The organism is Streptomyces sp. KR80 (genome assembly GCF_052245555.1).
Taxonomy (GTDB): domain Bacteria; phylum Actinomycetota; class Actinomycetes; order Streptomycetales; family Streptomycetaceae; genus Streptomyces.
Genome location: NZ_JBQQCD010000002.1, coordinates 167490 through 183388 on the forward strand (window position 1 = coordinate 167490; position 15899 = coordinate 183388).

14 protein-coding genes and 1 pseudogene are annotated in these 15899 nt (G+C 69.6%); 8 read left to right on the forward strand and 7 right to left on the reverse strand.

Annotated features, from left to right (window positions below):
* Positions 1 to 31 precede the first annotated feature (31 nt).
* Positions 32 to 1174 carry a cation diffusion facilitator family transporter gene (locus tag ACTWQI_RS03750; protein ID WP_443267389.1) on the forward strand — a complete coding sequence of 381 codons (1143 nt, stop codon included), beginning with the start codon at positions 32 to 34 and terminating at the stop codon, positions 1172 to 1174.
* 388 nt (positions 1175 to 1562) lie between these two features.
* On the opposite strand, the gene ACTWQI_RS03755 is transcribed toward ACTWQI_RS03750, so the two are convergent.
* Positions 1563 to 1718, reverse strand: coding sequence for a hypothetical protein (locus ACTWQI_RS03755; RefSeq protein WP_443267390.1), 156 nt, complete (start codon positions 1716 to 1718; stop codon positions 1563 to 1565).
* A gap of 236 nt (positions 1719 to 1954) precedes the next feature.
* Here ACTWQI_RS03755 and ACTWQI_RS03760 point away from each other — a divergent pair, with 236 nt between their 5' ends.
* The 5 genes and pseudogenes from ACTWQI_RS03760 to ACTWQI_RS03780 all read left to right on the forward strand — a co-directional run.
* Positions 1955 to 2221 (forward strand): hypothetical protein, encoded by a 267-nt coding sequence (locus ACTWQI_RS03760; protein WP_443267392.1) that lies wholly within the window; start codon positions 1955 to 1957, stop codon positions 2219 to 2221.
* Positions 2193 to 2723 (forward strand): DUF6879 family protein, encoded by a 531-nt coding sequence (locus tag ACTWQI_RS03765; RefSeq protein WP_443267393.1) that lies wholly within the window; start codon positions 2193 to 2195, stop codon positions 2721 to 2723. Before ACTWQI_RS03760 ends, ACTWQI_RS03765 begins: the two co-directional genes overlap by 29 nt.
* 22 nt (positions 2724 to 2745) lie before the next feature.
* Positions 2746 to 3597 carry a helix-turn-helix domain-containing protein gene (locus tag ACTWQI_RS03770; RefSeq protein WP_443267394.1) on the forward strand — a complete coding sequence of 284 codons (852 nt, stop codon included), beginning with the start codon at positions 2746 to 2748 and terminating at the stop codon, positions 3595 to 3597.
* A gap of 1561 nt (positions 3598 to 5158) precedes the next feature.
* Complete coding sequence (locus ACTWQI_RS03775; RefSeq protein ID WP_443267396.1) at positions 5159 to 6352, forward strand: S1 family peptidase; 1194 nt, start codon at positions 5159 to 5161, stop codon at positions 6350 to 6352.
* 178 nt (positions 6353 to 6530) lie between these two features.
* Positions 6531 to 6824 (forward strand): annotated as a pseudogene (locus tag ACTWQI_RS03780) (tyrosine-type recombinase/integrase); the annotation flags it as partial.
* Between the two features lie 70 nt (positions 6825 to 6894).
* Here ACTWQI_RS03780 and ACTWQI_RS03785 read toward each other — a convergent pair.
* Positions 6895 to 8313: a peptidase C39 family protein gene (locus tag ACTWQI_RS03785; RefSeq protein ID WP_443267398.1), complete on the reverse strand. Its 1419-nt coding sequence runs from the start codon at positions 8311 to 8313 to the stop codon at positions 6895 to 6897.
* 173 nt (positions 8314 to 8486) lie between these two features.
* On the opposite strand from ACTWQI_RS03785, the gene ACTWQI_RS03790 reads away from it, so the two are divergent.
* Both ACTWQI_RS03790 and ACTWQI_RS03795 read left to right on the forward strand, forming a co-directional pair.
* Positions 8487 to 9092, forward strand: a complete 606-nt coding sequence (locus ACTWQI_RS03790) for a uridine kinase family protein (RefSeq protein WP_443267400.1) — start codon at positions 8487 to 8489, stop codon at positions 9090 to 9092.
* A 513-nt stretch (positions 9093 to 9605) separates the two neighbouring features.
* Positions 9606 to 11513, forward strand: coding sequence for an AAA family ATPase (locus ACTWQI_RS03795; protein WP_443267402.1), 1908 nt, complete (start codon positions 9606 to 9608; stop codon positions 11511 to 11513).
* Here the strand turns inward: ACTWQI_RS03795 and ACTWQI_RS03800 are convergent.
* From ACTWQI_RS03800 to ACTWQI_RS03820, 5 genes are all read right to left on the reverse strand, one after another.
* Positions 11506 to 12600, reverse strand: coding sequence for a hemolysin family protein (locus tag ACTWQI_RS03800; RefSeq protein ID WP_443267404.1), 1095 nt, complete (start codon positions 12598 to 12600; stop codon positions 11506 to 11508). The two genes, ACTWQI_RS03795 and ACTWQI_RS03800, sit on opposite strands and share 8 nt — an antisense overlap.
* On the reverse strand, positions 12597 to 13952 hold the full coding sequence (locus tag ACTWQI_RS03805; protein ID WP_443267406.1) for a hemolysin family protein: 1356 nt from the start codon (positions 13950 to 13952) through the stop codon (positions 12597 to 12599). The genes ACTWQI_RS03800 and ACTWQI_RS03805 overlap by 4 nt, the downstream gene beginning before the upstream one ends.
* Before the next feature lie 207 nt (positions 13953 to 14159).
* Positions 14160 to 14639 (reverse strand): PH domain-containing protein, encoded by a 480-nt coding sequence (locus ACTWQI_RS03810; protein ID WP_443267408.1) that lies wholly within the window; start codon positions 14637 to 14639, stop codon positions 14160 to 14162.
* Between the two features lie 31 nt (positions 14640 to 14670).
* Entirely contained in the window at positions 14671 to 15558 is an 888-nt protein-coding gene (gene hisG, locus ACTWQI_RS03815; RefSeq protein WP_443267410.1) for an ATP phosphoribosyltransferase, read from the reverse strand.
* A 54-nt stretch (positions 15559 to 15612) separates the two neighbouring features.
* On the reverse strand, positions 15613 to 15885 hold the full coding sequence (locus ACTWQI_RS03820; RefSeq protein ID WP_443267412.1) for a phosphoribosyl-ATP diphosphatase: 273 nt from the start codon (positions 15883 to 15885) through the stop codon (positions 15613 to 15615).
* Positions 15886 to 15899 lie beyond the last annotated feature (14 nt).

Here is a 15899-nt window from a genome sequence, read left to right on the forward strand (position 1 = left end):
TCTCAACTCCCCCACGACGAGAGGCGATCACGTGAGCGACCAGCAGGGACACGCCCATCAGCGCGGCCGTCAACACGAGAGAGCCCACGAGCACGGCCACGACCACGACAGCGCGTCAGCCGGCCGTACGGCGCACTGGGTGCATCAACTACGGCATCCGGTCAAGCCGCATTCCCACGAGTCCGCGGACAAGATCGACCATGCACTGGAGTCCTCCGCCGAGGGCATGCGCGCCCTGTGGATCTCCCTTGCCGTACTGGGGGCCACCGCCGTGGCGCAGGCCATCATCTTCGCGGTGTCCGGAGCCATGGCGCTGCCGGGCGACACCGCCATGGCGCAGGCAATCGTCTTCACGCTGTCCGGGTCCGTGGCGCTGCTGGGCGACACCGTCCACCACATGGCCGACGTTCTGACCGCCCTGCCACTGGCAGTGGCGTTCGCGATCGGCCGTCGGGCGGCCACCCGCCGGTTCACCTACGGGTATGGGCGAGCCGAGGACCTGGCCGGAATCGCCATCGTGCTCACCATCGCAGCATCCGCGGTATTCGCCGCATGGACCGCGGTCGGACGGCTGCTCGACCCGCGCCCGATGGAGTCCATTCCGGCGGTCGCGATCGCGGCAGTGGTGGGCTTCGCCGGAAACGAGTGGGTAGCCCGCTACCGGATCCGCGTCGGAAGCAAGATCGGCTCGGCCGCGCTGATCGCCGACGGGCTGCACGCCCGTACCGACGGTTTCACCTCCCTGGCCGTCCTACTGGCGGCGGGTGGTGCGGCGCTGGACTGGCAGCTCGCCGACCCCATCGTGGGACTCGCCATCACCGCCGCCATCCTCCTGGTGCTACGGGACGCCGCCCGCGAAGTCTTTCGTCGGGTCATGGACGCCGTCGATCCCACACTGGTCAATGCCGCCGAGAATGCACTCAAGGAGGTCGCAGGCGTCCGAACAGTGGGCGACTTGCGCCTGCGCTGGATCGGCCACCGGCTGCGCGCAGAGGTAGCGGTCGTCGTCGACGGCGAGTTGAGCCTACGGGAGGCGCACCAAGTCGCCGTGGAAGCCGAGCGCGCCCTGCTGCATGCCGTGCCCCGCCTGACCGCGGCCCCGGTTCATGTCAACCCCGCCCCCGCACCCGGGACAGCGGATCATCGCTTGGTGCTGGTACATCACGGGAAATGACACCCTCGCGAGCTTATTGAGTTGCATCTCCCCCTGGAACGCGGCCAGGACGAAGAAGAGGCACCGGCGCGGATGCTGCTGACCGCCCCCTCCCTTCCGACTATGCGGACATGAATGTCGTGCGCCAGCTGCACCTGATCGACATCGGCAGCGCACGTGTGGGCATTGCGGTCCGCGACTGCATACGGGCGTTTACCCAACGATCACGATGGTCCTGGCCGTCCCTTAGGCAGTCGGCCTCTTGCACGGCAGATGGAGCAGGGGAACCTGCATGGCTTCACATCTGACTCCTGAGCGGGCGGCAGCCGGTACACGGCTGGCGGGTAGTGGTCCGGCGGGTTCTGGTCGGCCCACGGTGACTCGCGTGCGATACGGCTCTGTTCGCCGTTCATGACCGCACCGAGTGTGTGATGCCGTAGCGCGCAATGAGGACGTTGCACTCCGACACGCTGCTGTAGTCCCTGTCTTGCTCGGCCTGCTTGCGCTTGCCCTCGAGCTGCTCGCACTCGGTGCACTTGTGTGTCTTCATCGCGGGGGTGCTCATCCGAATGCCTCCGTGAGTAGTCGTCCAGCCCGAGCACGGCTCGTGGATCGGTGGAGAAGTGGGGCTGCCGCTGCTCACGACGGTAAGGAGAGGCGAACGCAGGCCGCCATGCATGTGCACTCGTTTGCAAGCGAGTTCTCTGGCGCAGTTACCGGAACCATCGCACTATTGACGGCTGGCTGCCTGGGCGAGACGGTGACGCAAACGGCTGCACACACTGACGCAGGAGGCCAGGCATGCCACTACGGTTCGTCGGGATCGACCCCGACACCGAGCAAGGGGACAGCCCCACCGTGTGGATCGACACCGACAAGCAAGAGCTCCTGCTTCAGGGCTGGACTGCGACACCGTACGAGGAGGCGCGCATCTACAAGGAGGCCGGGACCGCCCCGGGGCACGCGCCCGGAGTCCCGTCGCACGAGACCATCATCCGTATCCCCGCGCGCATGGCGAACATCATCAGGAAGGCATGCGATGACCTCCAACGTTCCGCCGATCGGTGAGCTGCTCAACACAGCACACCACTCCGCCGTGCACCTGGAGATGCGGGACGCCTACGCCGTCTCCAACGAGAACAGCCACTTCAAGCACTGGCGGGAAACCGGCGAGCGGCCCAACGATCCGGACTCGGACTACTGGAGGGACTGGACGACCGCGGTACGGCGCACTGTGGCCCGCGGTGTCGTGATGCGCCGGGCTCGCATCGTCTCGGAACCGGTCACCGAGTACATCCGCTACGAGCACGCCGGCACCCCGATCAACCTCGCCGTCGGTGAACAGGTCCGCTGGCTGCCCAGGCGCCTCGCCTCGGACATCGCGCTGCCCGGCAACGACTTCTGGGTGCTTGACGGGAGGCTGGTCCGCTTCGGGTTCTTCAGCGGCGACGGCGCCCTCGTCGGGCATGCGCTCGACCAGAATCCGGCCACGGTGAAGCTGTGCACGTCCGCGTTCGAGGCGGTATGGGAGCGGGCGATCCCGCACAACGAGTACCAGATCCACTCATAGAAAGCACCGGACCGGCCAGCTCATGCCCGCATCACCGTCATCCTCGGCGCAGGCCGCGCGAGAGGCTGTAGGAAGACGCCTAAAAGAGCTCCGGCAGGACGCCGGGCTGACGGGAGTTGAGCTGGCCGACCGATGCGGCTGGCACTACGCCAAGACGTCCCGCATCGAGAACGCCCGTACGGCGCCGTCGGTCGTCGACATCCGGGCCTGGTGCGAGGCGTGCGATGCTGGCGACGAGGCGGCGGACCTCGTTGCTGCCTCCCGCAACGCGGAGTCCATGTACACCGAGTGGCGGCGCAAGATGCGCACCGGTCTGCGTCAGCTGCAGGAGTCCTACGTCGAGTTGTTCCAGCAGACGCGCCTGTTCCGCATCTACTCGGCGAGGATCATCCCCGGCCTGGTGCAGACCGAGGGCTATGCCGCCGCGCTGCTGCACACCATCGCGACGTTTCACGGTGCACCGGACGACTCGGGCGCGGCCGCCGCCGCACGCATGCAGCGCTCCCGGGTCATCCACGAGCCCGGCCGACGCTTCGTTCTGCTCGTCGAAGAGGCTGCACTGCACTACCGGATGGGCGACTCGGAAGCGATGGCCGCGCAGCTCGGCCATCTCCTGACAGTGGGTGCGCTGCCAGCTGTGTCCTTGGGTGTCATCCCCGCAGACCTGCCGGAGCGCCCGATCCGGCCGCTGGAGGCGTTCCACGTCTACGACGACACGATGGTGGCGGTGGAGTTGCTGACGGCCCGGGTGACCGTCACCCAGCCGTCCGAGGTGGCCGAGTACCTCAAGGCGTTCGAGCAGCTGCGTGCCCTGGCCGTGTACGGCGCCGATGCGCGTGCGCTGATCGTGAAGGCCATCGACGCTCTGCACTGAGCTCGAGCACAGTGCTGTTCGGTCCGTGCTGGAGCGGTCGGGCACGGGCGCGAAGTCCATCGCGGACTCGGGTGCAGTTCGGTGGTCGACGTCACCCTGGCGGCCGTCGACATAGCGGCCGTCGTGTACGTGATGCGCGGCGCATTCCATCGGCGGCATCTACTCGCTGAAACCCGCGGCCACCTCGCCCAGGCTCTCCGCGGCCGCCGTCACGAGCCGGGCTTGGATCGTCGACTCAGGACTGCGCGAGCTCTGTGTGGAGGTCGCTCCACTACCCCCGCACTGCCGTCGGCTCGTCGAGGCGGGCGAGCAGGGGCAGTGGCGGGCGGCATCGCCAAGGTCAACATCGGCGCGGCGCTGAAAGACCGATCCGATCCGCCTACCTCGCCGCCCACCCGAAGGCGGTGGACTCCCGCGGTTATCTGACGGTGACGGGCAGGCGATGGCCAAGACCGTCACGCGCCTGATCGGGGTGCTTGACGCGAGCGCCTGAGCGGGCCTGGATCCGGCGGCATCCCGCAGTTCAGTCCTGGACCGAGGTCACGGACACCCGCACATGGTCCGCGCGGGCAGCAACACCATCACGTTCCACTACCCCGCATACACCCCGACCTCGACGCGGTCAACGTCGGCCGAGGGCTCGCTACGTCGCCGGTGTGGCCACGGAATGGTCCGTGGCCATATAACCGTGCCCGGGCTCAGCACGTGGGCGTGCTCCGGGAGGGCGCACGTCACGCCGGCCGCGACGCAGAGGGCTACTCGCTCGGCGTGACTGTGCCGTGCCGGTGGGGGGAGGCGGCGGGGTTGGGGGCCTCGCGGCCTCCCTGGCCCTCACTCATACGCGGCCCCCGGGTGATGCCCGCCACCCTTCCGTCGCGGACGCGGCACGGGAAGTCCAAGACCCCGTGCCCCGAAGTCCAAGCCGGGCGGCGAGCTTTCCGCGGGATGCCATGTCCCCAGGCGTGCGCGTCGACAAGCGCACCACTGCTGACGAGCCAGACTCCCCCTCGCCGGAGACGCGCCGCTGGATGCCACTCCCCTGCTGCCGCCCGGCTGCCTTGCCGCTGGCGGCCTGCGAAGCACGTGGCGCAGCACCGCAGGACACCTCAGACACACCTCACGAGGCATGCCGAGCAACTACGACGAGGACCATTCCCTGTCAGAAGCCCGGCACGATGTCGGGGCACGACCGGCTAACCGCCCCGTACGACGCCCGCGGCCAGGCCCAGGGTGCTGCCTTCCGCTGGGCACAACGCCTGGACCGGCACGACGCGCCCTTCTCCCCTGCCTGTGGACCCGTCTGCTGATGGAACCTCAAGAGACAGACGACAGGACGCCCTTCCCTTAACAGATTTGCGCGGCTCTGTTGAAAATTGCATCGGCAATGATCCTTGTCGCACTCATGGCCGTTGGACCAAAGTTCGATGCGCGGCGACGGACCCCACCCGCGCCGCCAGGCAGCACCCGCACCGGTGAAACACGCGAGAAACGCCCTTGTGGCCCTGCGTGCTTCACACCCCCCACTGCCCGGGTGCTTGCTCTGCGATCGGAAGGAATCACTGTGCGAACTCCACGGAAGTATCTCCTTGCCGCTACCGTCGGCGTCGTGCTTTCCCTATGCGTCGTGGCCGGTGCACAGGCTGGAGGTTCGACCACCGAATCCCCCCGCTATTCCCCGGAGATGGTGAAGGCGCTGGCCGCGTCACTCGGCGTGAGCGAGAAGGCGGCCATCGAACGCCTCGACCGGCAGGCCGAGCAGCAGACCGCGTTCGCCGAGCTGCGCAAGAACGGGGTCAAGACAGACGGCGCGTTCTTCACCAGCGCGGGGACGCTCATCGTCAACGCCGCCAACTCCACTGCGGCCACCGCGATCAAGAACGCGGGCCTGAGCGCTCGAATACCCGAGCGCGGCCAGTCTGCACTCGACCGCATCAAGGACGGCCTGGACGCCAAGGCCGTCACGAAAGTGCCCACAGGCGTCGTCGCGTGGTCGGCCGACCTGGCCTCCGACACCGTCACCGTCCAGGTGAACAACGACAAGAGCGCCGCAGCCCGCTCCTTCCTCAAGGCGGCCAAGCGGCACGGCGACGCGGTCCGGATCGTGAAGGACCAGAAGCGTCTGGAGACCCAGACCGAGGTACCGCCGGGCAAGCGCATGACCTTCAACGGGTACCTATGTTCGGTCGGCTACGGAGCCAAGGGCCAAAACGGTACGCAGTACCTGGTGACCGCGGGCCACTGCATCGAGGACCTGCCGGAACTCGCGTACCAAGGCGAGCGCTTCGCCAAGGGCGAGAACACACGGTTCGCCCTCGGCCAGGACAGCGTGGACATGGGCATCGCCAAGGTCGACCCCGAGGACTCCATCGGCACCACGGTCGACACCTACGGCAACGGACCCGCGCACGCGGTGAAGGGCAGCCAGCGGGCCGCGGTGGGCGCCGATATCTGCAAGGCCGGCCAGACCACCGGCTGGACCTGCGGCCAGATCAAGGCGTACAACGTCACCGTCACCTACTCCGACCCGAACGGCGGTCCCACCACAGTCGTCACCGGCCTCGGCAGCTCCTCCGTATGCACCCAGGGCGGCGACAGCGGCGGCGCCTACATCTCCGGCGACCAGGCCCAGGGTATGACGTCGGGCGGCCCGACAGGGCAGCAGTGCAACGGGGGGGTCAATTCGCCTGGTTCCTCCTACTTCCAGCCGCTTGACGACGCTCTCGCCCACTACCAGCTGACACTCAACTCCAACTAAGCACACAGCCAGTCCCGAACCTGGAGACGTCTGCCGCTCACCGAATACGGTGAGCGGCACCGTGCTGTACGGCGCAGGACATCGCGGCATCGTCTCAGGCCCGCGTCGTTGCCACGCGGCACCGTGTGAACCATCGGAGACAGCATGCCCCATCCGTCCGGTAAGTACGTCGCCCTCTATGCGCCCCTCAAGCATCGCAAGGAGGACGAGTGGCGCGACATCCCGGCAACCGACTTCCTCAAGCCACTCGTCGACCGACTGCCCATACGGAATCAAGCCGGAGGCATGCCCCTACCCAGACCTTCTCCGCAAGTCCTGGGATCGCGCCCTCAAGCGGCTCGGGCTGCCCGAATACAACCCGCATGACCTGCGGCACAAGTGGGCCACCGTGACCCTGAGCAACGGTGTCCCCACCCATGAGGTGTCCCGCTGGATGGGGCACAGCTCCATCAAGATCACGGTGGACCGGTACGGCCACCTCACTCTCGACGGCAGCGAGCGCTGCCGTCAGGTCGTCGACACGACCTTCGGCGAGCACAGGTTCAGCGGATGCCGAGCTCCCGCAGCACGCGCATCTGACGCGGAGTCGGCTGCGCCGGCCAGTAGAGGTAGCAGACTCCGCCCGTGCCGCTGCGGACCTTGCCGTTCGCGTCGTAGCGCTTGGTCCTGAGCCAGATGTTCTCGAGCTGCCGCCGCTTGTAGACGCGCCGGACCGCGTCGTTGCTGTCGCTCGCCGGATCGTTCGCGACCACGTCGCCGGATTTCGTGAAGCCCACCAGGCACATCAGGTGGCCCGCTGTGCCGTAGCCCGCACCGTCCAGTTCGTCCTTGCGGAAGGACTGGGACGTTATCACCGGGATCCCCGCGCCGATGAGCTTCTCGACGTCGTTCAAGGAGCCGAGGCGGGTGATGACGCCCTGCATGTCGCGGTAGGTGGCGGCGTACGCGGCGTTGAACGGCCAGTTGCCGCAGCCCTCGTACTGGTAGTCGTACGTGAAGCGGGCGGCGTGGCAGACCTGCGGGTCGGCGAAGTCCGGGTTGACCCAGGCGAGGTCCTCCTTCGTGGGCTTGCGCCCCCAGTACTCTATGACCATCTGCGAGGAGGTGGGGCTGCACCAGGCCTCGCCTCCGTTGTCGTACTCCGGGTACTGGCCGATGTGGGTGTTCTGCGAATAGCGCGGGACTTTCAGCTCCTCGCCCGCCTCCTCCCCCGGCGTCGAGGCGGGCACCTCGAAGCGGTCCGGGATGTCGGAGGCCATCGCGCCGAGCCGCCACACCTTCGGTGTGCGGCTGCTGCCGGGCTTGCGGTAGAGGGTCAGCCGCAGCTGATACGCGGCGAGGCGCAGCCCGCTCGCCGTGTCGTCGATGGAGACGGTGTCGGTCCACACCGTGCTCTTGCCGTCCGTCTGGTCGTCGACCGAGGTGCGCTTGATGTCCCCGTCGCCCGCCGCCCAGCGCCCGAGCACGTACCAAGGGCTCTTCGTGCCGTCGGTGTAGGCGCCCTGGAGTTCGGCCCGCAGCCAGGTGCCCGCCGGAGTGTGGGCGTTCCAGGAGGGGACGATCTCGCTCGCGGGCGTGGCAAGCCGGCGGACCGGGGACGTCCAGGTGGCGTACTCCCACGTGGATGTCTCGCCGGTGTGCGGGTCCCGGTACTCGGCCCAGCCGTCCATGGTCTCGATCACCAGGCCGGGCCGGCGGCCCGCGACGGCGCGGGTGCCGCGGGCGGTGCCGGAGCGCCAGTCGGTGTAGGTGGTCCAGCCGTGGTAGTCCACGCGGGCCACTCCCTTCTCGCCGCCACCACCCGCCGCGCCGGAGCCGAAGCCGGACCCGGAGCCGGAATCTAAGCCGGTGCCAGCGACGTTCCGGTGCGCGGACGCCTCGGCCGAGGTCGCGAGCAGCGGGGCTGCCGCGGCAGAGAGCGCGACGGCCAGCACAGTGCGCCGTGGGGTGGGTCTGTTCATGACGGAAGCTCCCAGTCGTCGTCGAGTGGGCCTGCACCTACGCGACACTTGTTCAACTATCGCCGGTCGGAACCGGCTTCGGCCAGAGCCTCTCCGCGCGTCGCCGAACCAATATTGGTAAAGACCACTGATGTGACCAGGGGCGTACCTCCAAGCGGCCGTAGGGTGAGCCCGTGGACCACTCGAGCCGGGCAGCTCCGGAGGCGCTCGATGCACTCGCCCGCCGGCTGCTCGCCCTGCCGCCGTCCTGCGGGCCGGTGCGGCTGATCGGCGTCGACGGCCACGCCGGCTCGGGCAAGAGCACCTTCGCCGCCCGACTGTCCCAAGCGCTCGGCGAGGCACCCGTACTGCATCTGGACGACCTTGCCACGCACGACGAGCTGTTCGAGTGGACCGGCCGGTTCCGCGAACAGGTCCTGACCCCGCTGGCCGCCGGCCGGACCGCCCGCTACGGCGTCTACGACTGGGTCCACCGCGCATTCACTCATAGGGAGGAACTTGCCCCGGCGCCCTTCGTGATCGTCGAAGGCGTCGGTGCGGGTCGGCGCTCCGTGCGCCCATTCCTCGCGTGTCTGCTGTGGATGGAGGTGCCGGAGCGCAGGTCGTGGCAGCGCGGACGGCGCCGCGACGGCCCTGGCCTGTCCGGATTCTGGGACGAGTGGATCCGGGCGGAGGAACGTCACTTTGCCGCCGACCCCTCGCGGCCGTTCGCCGATCACCTGGTACTCCCGGGGAATGAGGGGTACGTGGTGCTGACGGGTCCCCCTGCGACCGCGTGACGACTCGGAGTCATCACCGAGAGTGAGCAGTACGTGGCTGATCGGGCCCAGCCCTTCCAGGTGGGTCACGAGGGTGCCCTCCGTCGTCCGGACGAGTGGCTCAACTCGGCTTGACCTGGGGGCCGTACAGGACTTACGTTCTCAATGTGCGGCCTTACGAGGCCGCCCACAAGCGCGAAGCCCCCGGTTGTTCCCCCGTGATCGGGGGCTTCGTTCTGCCCGGGATCGGCACAGGTCCGCCGTTTCGGGCGCGGCGCGCCGCCGGGTCATCACTTTCGGTCACAGCCCGTGCCCCCGCCCGGCGTATCGACCGGATATCGTCACGCCCCCGCTGTCCTGCGCGCCACACCTCGGCCGACGGCGATGTCGCAGGTACGATGCGTAGCGGGAGCGGAGCAACTCCCGTCCGCGGTAAGGCAATTCGGCATCAGGCCGACTCGGCACGGTGACAGACAGGGCCGCCCGGCACAGGCCTGGCGGCACACCCCGGGGGCAGGGTTTGTGGGGGACGTGATGGACTTCGGCACGCAGGGCTCGGACGCCCCCGCCGATCTCGCCTGGCTGCGCGCCGTCGACGCCTACACGATGGGGGCGTACGCACAGGCTGAGGAGGAGTTCCGGTCTGCCGTGCGGCTGGATCCCGGGATGGCCGACGGCTGGCTCGGCCTCCATGCGCTGCGGGTGGACACCACGACCGCGCTGCTGCGCATGTACCGCCACCGGGACCGCTTCGGTGAGCAGCGCGCCCGCCACCACCGCCCGCTCAACTCCTGGTACTGGCTGGGCTGGTGGGTGCAGCCGGTCCTGGAGAGCCCGCGCGACCTGCTGCTCGCGCATGCCTCGCACTGGCTCGACGGCCGGCACGTCCCGGAGCTGGACCGGGCGCTGGCCGGTTGTCCGCCGGTGGACGCCGACCCCCAGGTCCGCTTTCTGCACGCCTGCCGGGCGTATCTCGTCAAGGACTGGGAGCAGCTCGTACGGCACACCGAACCGCTGCTCGGCGACCCGCTGCTGGGCATCGAGTCGGGGCTGTTCGGTGGCATGGCCCGGGTCCGGCTGGAGATGTACGGGCAGGCCGAGCCGCTGCTGTCGGCCGCTCTGATGCGGTGCCGCAGCGAGCAGCCGCAGCGCAAGGAGCTGCGCTACTGGCTGGCCCGGGCCCACGAGGGCACCGGCCGCAGCGCCGCCGCCCTGCCGCTCTACCGTGCCGTGCACCGGGTCGACCCGGCGTTCATGGATACCGCGGCCCGGCTGGCCGCGATCTCCGAGGGGGACGGCCTGGACGAGTCCGGGGACCTGGCGGCGGTATCCCTGGCGGGCATCGGCCAGGACACCCTCGATGCGACGGCGGACCCCGATCTGATGTCCTCCGACGCCCTCGGCGACAGCCGGGAACTGTCGGCCGCGGCCGTGCCGGACCCGGACGAGTTGCTGCCGGGTACGGCCCCGGTGGACGCGGACACCGCACGGGAGAAGGCCGTGATCCCCGTCCGTCCCTCGCCGCCGCAGCTGCCGCCCGGCCCGGCCGATCCCGTACTCCTCCAGCAGGCGCTCGCCGAGCTGGAGCGGATGGTCGGTCTTGAGCCGGTGAAGCGGCAGGTGCGGGCGCTGTCGGCGCAGCTGCACATGGCACGGCTGCGCGCCGGACAGGGCCTACCCGTCCAGCCGCCGAAACGACACTTCGTCTTCTCGGGCCCGTCCGGCACCGGCAAGACCACCGTGGCGCGCATCCTCGGCCGGGTGTTCTACGCGCTCGGGCTGCTCGGCGGGGACCATCTGGTCGAGGCCCAGCGCGCCGACCTCGTCGGTGAGTTCCTCGGGCAGACCGCGGTGAAGGCCAACGAGCTGATCGACTCGGCGCTGGGCGGGGTGCTCTTCGTCGACGAGGCGTACAGCCTCTCCAACACCGGATACAGCAAGGGCGACGCCTACGGCGACGAGGCCCTGCAGGTGCTGCTGAAGCGGGCCGAGGACAACCGCGACCGGCTCGTGGTGATCCTCGCGGGCTATCCGGAGGGCATGGACCGGCTGCTGACCACCAACCCGGGCCTGGGCTCCCGCTTCACCACCCGGGTGGACTTCCCCAGCTACCGTCCGCTGGAGCTGACCAGGATCGGCGAGGTGCTGGCCGCCGAGAACGGCGACTGCTGGGACGAGGAGGCCGTCGATGAGCTGCGCAGCATCAGCGGGCACGTCGTCGATCAGGGCTGGATCGACGAGCTGGGCAACGGCCGCTTTCTGCGCACGCTGTACGAGAAGAGCTGTGCGTACCGCGATCTGCGGCTGTCGGGGTACAGCGGCACCCCGACCCGTGACGACTTGTCCACCCTGCGGCTGCCGGATCTGATGCAGGCGTACGGCGAGGTCCTGTCGGGCCGCGGCCCGATGGACCGCGGCCCCCAGGACCCACCGCTCAGTTGACCGGGACCGGCACCGACTCCGTGGCGGGTGGCCCGGCGGGCTGCCGCTGGATCACGGCCACCGCCCGGTGGGCCGGGTCCCGCACCTCGCCGACCAGCATCTCCAGGACGTCCTCCAGCGCCACCAGACCCAGGACCCGGCCGGAGGCGTCCGCCACCTGTGCCAGGTGGGTGGCCGCCCGGCGCATCACGGAGAGTGCGTCGTCCAGCGGGAGTTCGGCCCGCAGCGTGGTCATGGGCCGCCATATGCGCTGCGGCACTGCACGGTCGGCCTCCTCCAGCTCGAGCACATCCTTCACATGGACATAGCCCATGAAGGCTCCGGAGGCGACCACCGGGAAGCGCGAGTAGCCGGTGCGCACGGTCAGCTCCTCGATCTGCCGCGGGGTCGCCGACGGGTCGACCGTCACGAGCCCTGCCCGGTCGAGCAGCACCTCGGTGACCGGACGGCTGCCCAGTTCCAGGGCGTCGGCGAGCCGCTCCTGCTCGCCCTTGCCGAGCAGGCCCGCCTGCCGGGAGTCCTCCAGCAGATGGGCGAGCTGCTCGATGGTGAACGCCGCCTCGACCTCGTCCTTGGGCTCCACCTCGAACAGTTTCAGGACGAGCCGGGCGCAGGCCCCGAAGAGGGCGGTCACCGGGCGGCACAGCCGCGCGAATGCGACCAGCCCGGGGCCGAGCCACAGGGCGGTCTTCTCCGGTGCGGCCATGGCGAGGTTCTTCGGCACCATCTCGCCGACCACGAGGTGGAGGAAGACCACCACGGCGAGGGCGATGGCGTATCCGAGCGGGTGGATCAGCTCGTCGGGCAGGTGCACGACGTGGAACACCGGCTCCAGGAGGCGGGCGACCGTGGGCTCGGCGACCGCTCCGAGGGTCAGCGAGCAGACGGTGATGCCGAACTGGGCGGCCGCCATCATCTGCGGCAGGTTCTCGAGCCCTTGCAGGACGGTGCGGGCGCGCCCCGAGCCTTCGGCGGCGAGCGGCTCGATCTGGCTGCGGCGCACGGAGACCAGCGCGAACTCGGCGCCGACGAAGAAGCCGTTGCCGAGGACCAGCAGGACGGCGAAGAGCAGCTGCAGGGCACTCATCGCAGGACCCTCTTCACGCTCTCGGTCCGGACGCTCTCGGCCCGGACGTTCTCCGTACGGACAATCCGCACCCGGTCCGCCCGGTGGTGCTCGACCATGCGGACCCGCAGCCGCCAGCCGGGCAGCTCGGCCGTGTCCCCCGGCGCCGGAATGCGCCCGAGCAGGTCGGCGACCAGCCCGGCCACCGTCTCGTACGGCCCCTCGGGCGCTTCCAGGCCGATCCGCCGGAGGGTGTCAACGCGGCAGCTGCCGTCGGCGTCCCAGGCGGTGCGGCCCTCCTCGGCCGGTATGGCGACGAGCTCGGGCAGGTCGTCCCCGTCGTGCTCGTCGCGGACCTCGCCGACGAGCTCCTCGACGATGTCCTCCAGGGTGACGACACCGGCGGTGCCGCCGTACTCGTCGACGACCACGGCGATCGGCTGCTCGCTGCGCAGCTGCTCCAGCAGCGGCTGCACGGGCAGCGTCTCCGGGACGAGCAGCGGGGCCACCGCGATCCGCCCGACGGGCGTACGGAGCCGCTCGGGCGCGGGCACCGCCAGGGCGGCCTTGAGGTGGACCATGCCGACGACCTCGTCGAGCCGCTCGTGATACACGGGGAAGCGCGACAGACCGGTGGCACGGGTGAGATTGAGGACGTCCTCCGCCGTCGCCGAGGACTGCAGGGCGCTGACCCGCACACGCGGGGTCATAACGTGCTGGGCGGTCAGCTCGCCCAGCGACAGGGTGCGGACGAACAGGTCGGCGGTGTCCTGCTCCAGCGCACCGGCCTGCGCGGAGTGCCGGGCGAGCGAGACGAGCTCGTCGGGGGTACGGGCCGAGGCCAGCACCTCGGTGGGCTCGACGCCCAGCGCCCGTACGAGCCGGTTCGCCACCGCGTTGAGCAGCGCGATGACCGGCCGGAAGAAGCGGGAGAAGGCGTGCTGGGGGCCCGCGACGAACCGCGCCACCTGAAGCGGCCGGGAGATCGCCCAGTTCTTCGGGACGAGCTCACCGATCACCATCTGGACGGCGGACGCGGTGAGCATCCCCACGACCACGGCAACGCCGGGCACCGCCGCCTCCGGGAGTCCGGTGGCGGCGAACGGCCCGGACAGCAGCTGGGCCAGGGCCGGTTCAGCGAGCATGCCCACCACCAGCGAGGTGATGGTGATGCCCAGCTGGGTGCCCGACAGCTGGAAGGACAGCTCGCTCAGGGCCTTCACCACGGTACGGGCGCGGCGGTCGCCCTCGGCGGCGGCCCGCTCGGCCTCGGGGCGCTCCACGGTGACGAGGCCGAACTCGGCGGCGACGAAGAAGCCGTTGGCGAGGATCAGCAGCAGGGCCGCGGCGAGCAGGAGCAGCGGGATGGTCATGATGCCGCCGCCTCGGGAGAGGGGGCGGCGCAGGTACTACAGGACGATCCGTCCATTGCCGGAGAGCGTCACTCCTCGGTTAGCAGGTGGGCCTGAAAGCGGGCGGCACGCGGCGCGACCGGTACGGGCCGACGGCGCCGACCGGCGCCGCCAGGGATACAGACTAATCACTCGGGTTTGCCCTGCGAAGACGCGTTACTCCCCCAGCTACCGCTGGGAGGTGCCCCCTGTGGGTGACCCGGTGCCGTACGCCTCGGCGAGTGCTCGCAGGGCGCGGGCGTCGCTAATCGCCCGGCTTCTGGCGACGCCCGGCTGGATCCCCATGGCGGCCAGGCTGGTGCCGTCGGCCAGGTCGAGATGGACCCAGGGGTCGCCGGGGCGGAGGTTGACGCCGAGGATCTGCGCCCACTCCAGTCGGCGCCTGGTGGTGAGATTGACGACAGTCACGCCCTCCGCGTCGGCGACGACCTTGGGGCGGCTGAGCAGCATCAGCACACCGAGGAAGAGCAGCCCGGTGACGATGAAGCTGAGCCGCTCCCCCGGGCCCAGCGACGGCAGCAGCAGGGCGATCGCCGTGAGGACGGCGAGGAGCGCGGCACCGACGCCGAGCAGCACGACCCGGGTACGGGTCGGCCTGAAGGTGACGGGCAGGGCCGGAAGCTCGGGCTGGGGCACGGGGGCGGACACAGGGCGGTCTTTCGGTGGTGGGTGGGCTGCGTCAGAGCCGGCAGGCGTGGATGCCGGTGGTGAGGATCGCGCGCGCCCCCAGGTCGTACAGGTCGTCCATGATGCGCTGGGCGTCCTTGCTCGGCACCATGGCCCGTACGGCCACCCAGCCCTCGTTGTGCAGCGGGGAGACCGTCGGGGACTCCAGGCCCGGGGTGACGGCGATGGCCTTCTCGACCTGTTCGACGCGGATGTCGTAGTCCATCATCACGTAGCGCCGGGCCACCAGGACGCCCTGCATACGGCGGAGGAACTGCTGGACCTTGGGGTCGTCGATGCCGACGCCGTTGCCGGAGGTCTCCCCGGGGGCGGCCGGGGAGGGAGTCCGGGGGAGGATGACGATGGCCTCGGACTCCAGGATCGGCTCGCCGATGATCTCCAGCCCTGCGTTGCGCAGAGTGGTGCCGGTCTCCACGACATCGGCGATGACCTCGGCGACTCCCAGCTGGATGGCCGTCTCGACGGCGCCGTCGAGACGGACGACCGAGGCGTCGATGCCGTGGTCGGCGAGGTGCTTGGTGACCAGGCCCGCGAAGGAGGTGGCGACGGTCATGCCACCGAACTCGCTGACGTCCTTGGCGGTGCCGGGCCGGGTGGCGTAGCGGAAGGTGGAGCCGGCGAAGCCGAGCTGCAGGATCTCCTCGGCGTCGGCACCCGAGTCGAGCAGCAGGTCTCGGCCGGTGATGCCGATGTCGAGCCGGCCGGAGCCGACGTAGAGCGCGATGTCACGCGGGCGGAGGAAGAAGAACTCCACGTCGTTGTCGGAGTCGACGAGGACGAGCTCACGACGGTCCTTGCGCTGCCGGTAGCCCGCCTCTTGGAGCATCGCCGACGCAGGCTCGGACAGTGAACCCTTGTTGGGGACGGCGATGCGCAGCATGGAGCGGTTCCTTCGCTTTTCGGGGGTTGATCTGGGGATGTGGGTGTTCGCGCCTCAGAGGTGAGCGTATACGTCGTCGAGGGAGATCCCGCGCGCGACCATCATCACTTGGAGGTGGTACAGCAGTTGGGAGATCTCCTCCGCGGCGCGGTCCTCGCCCTCGTGCTCGGCCGCCATCCAGACCTCGGCGGCCTCCTCGACGATCTTCTTGCCGATGGTGTGCACGCCGGCGGCCACGAGCTCGGCCGTGCGGGAGGTGCCGGGGTCGCCGGTGGCGGCCTTGTGCTGGAGCTCGGCGAAGAGCTCCTCGAATGTCTTGTTCGCCATGGTGCTCTTTAACC

Coding starts and splice junctions, on each gene's coding strand:
- ACTWQI_RS03755 (WP_443267390.1), bottom strand. CDS start 1,718: ATGAGCACCCCCGCGATGAAGACACACAAGTGCACCGAGTGCGAGCAG.
- ACTWQI_RS03760 (WP_443267392.1), top strand. CDS start 1,955: ATGCCACTACGGTTCGTCGGGATCGACCCCGACACCGAGCAAGGGGAC.
- ACTWQI_RS03765 (WP_443267393.1), top strand. CDS start 2,193: ATGACCTCCAACGTTCCGCCGATCGGTGAGCTGCTCAACACAGCACAC.
- ACTWQI_RS03770 (WP_443267394.1), top strand. CDS start 2,746: ATGCCCGCATCACCGTCATCCTCGGCGCAGGCCGCGCGAGAGGCTGTA.
- ACTWQI_RS03785 (WP_443267398.1), bottom strand. CDS start 8,313: ATGAACAGACCCACCCCACGGCGCACTGTGCTGGCCGTCGCGCTCTCT.
- ACTWQI_RS03795 (WP_443267402.1), top strand. CDS start 9,606: ATGGACTTCGGCACGCAGGGCTCGGACGCCCCCGCCGATCTCGCCTGG.
- ACTWQI_RS03800 (WP_443267404.1), bottom strand. CDS start 12,600: ATGAGTGCCCTGCAGCTGCTCTTCGCCGTCCTGCTGGTCCTCGGCAAC.
- ACTWQI_RS03805 (WP_443267406.1), bottom strand. CDS start 13,952: ATGACCATCCCGCTGCTCCTGCTCGCCGCGGCCCTGCTGCTGATCCTC.
- hisG (WP_443267410.1), bottom strand. CDS start 15,558: ATGCTGCGCATCGCCGTCCCCAACAAGGGTTCACTGTCCGAGCCTGCG.
- ACTWQI_RS03820 (WP_443267412.1), bottom strand. CDS start 15,885: ATGGCGAACAAGACATTCGAGGAGCTCTTCGCCGAGCTCCAGCACAAG.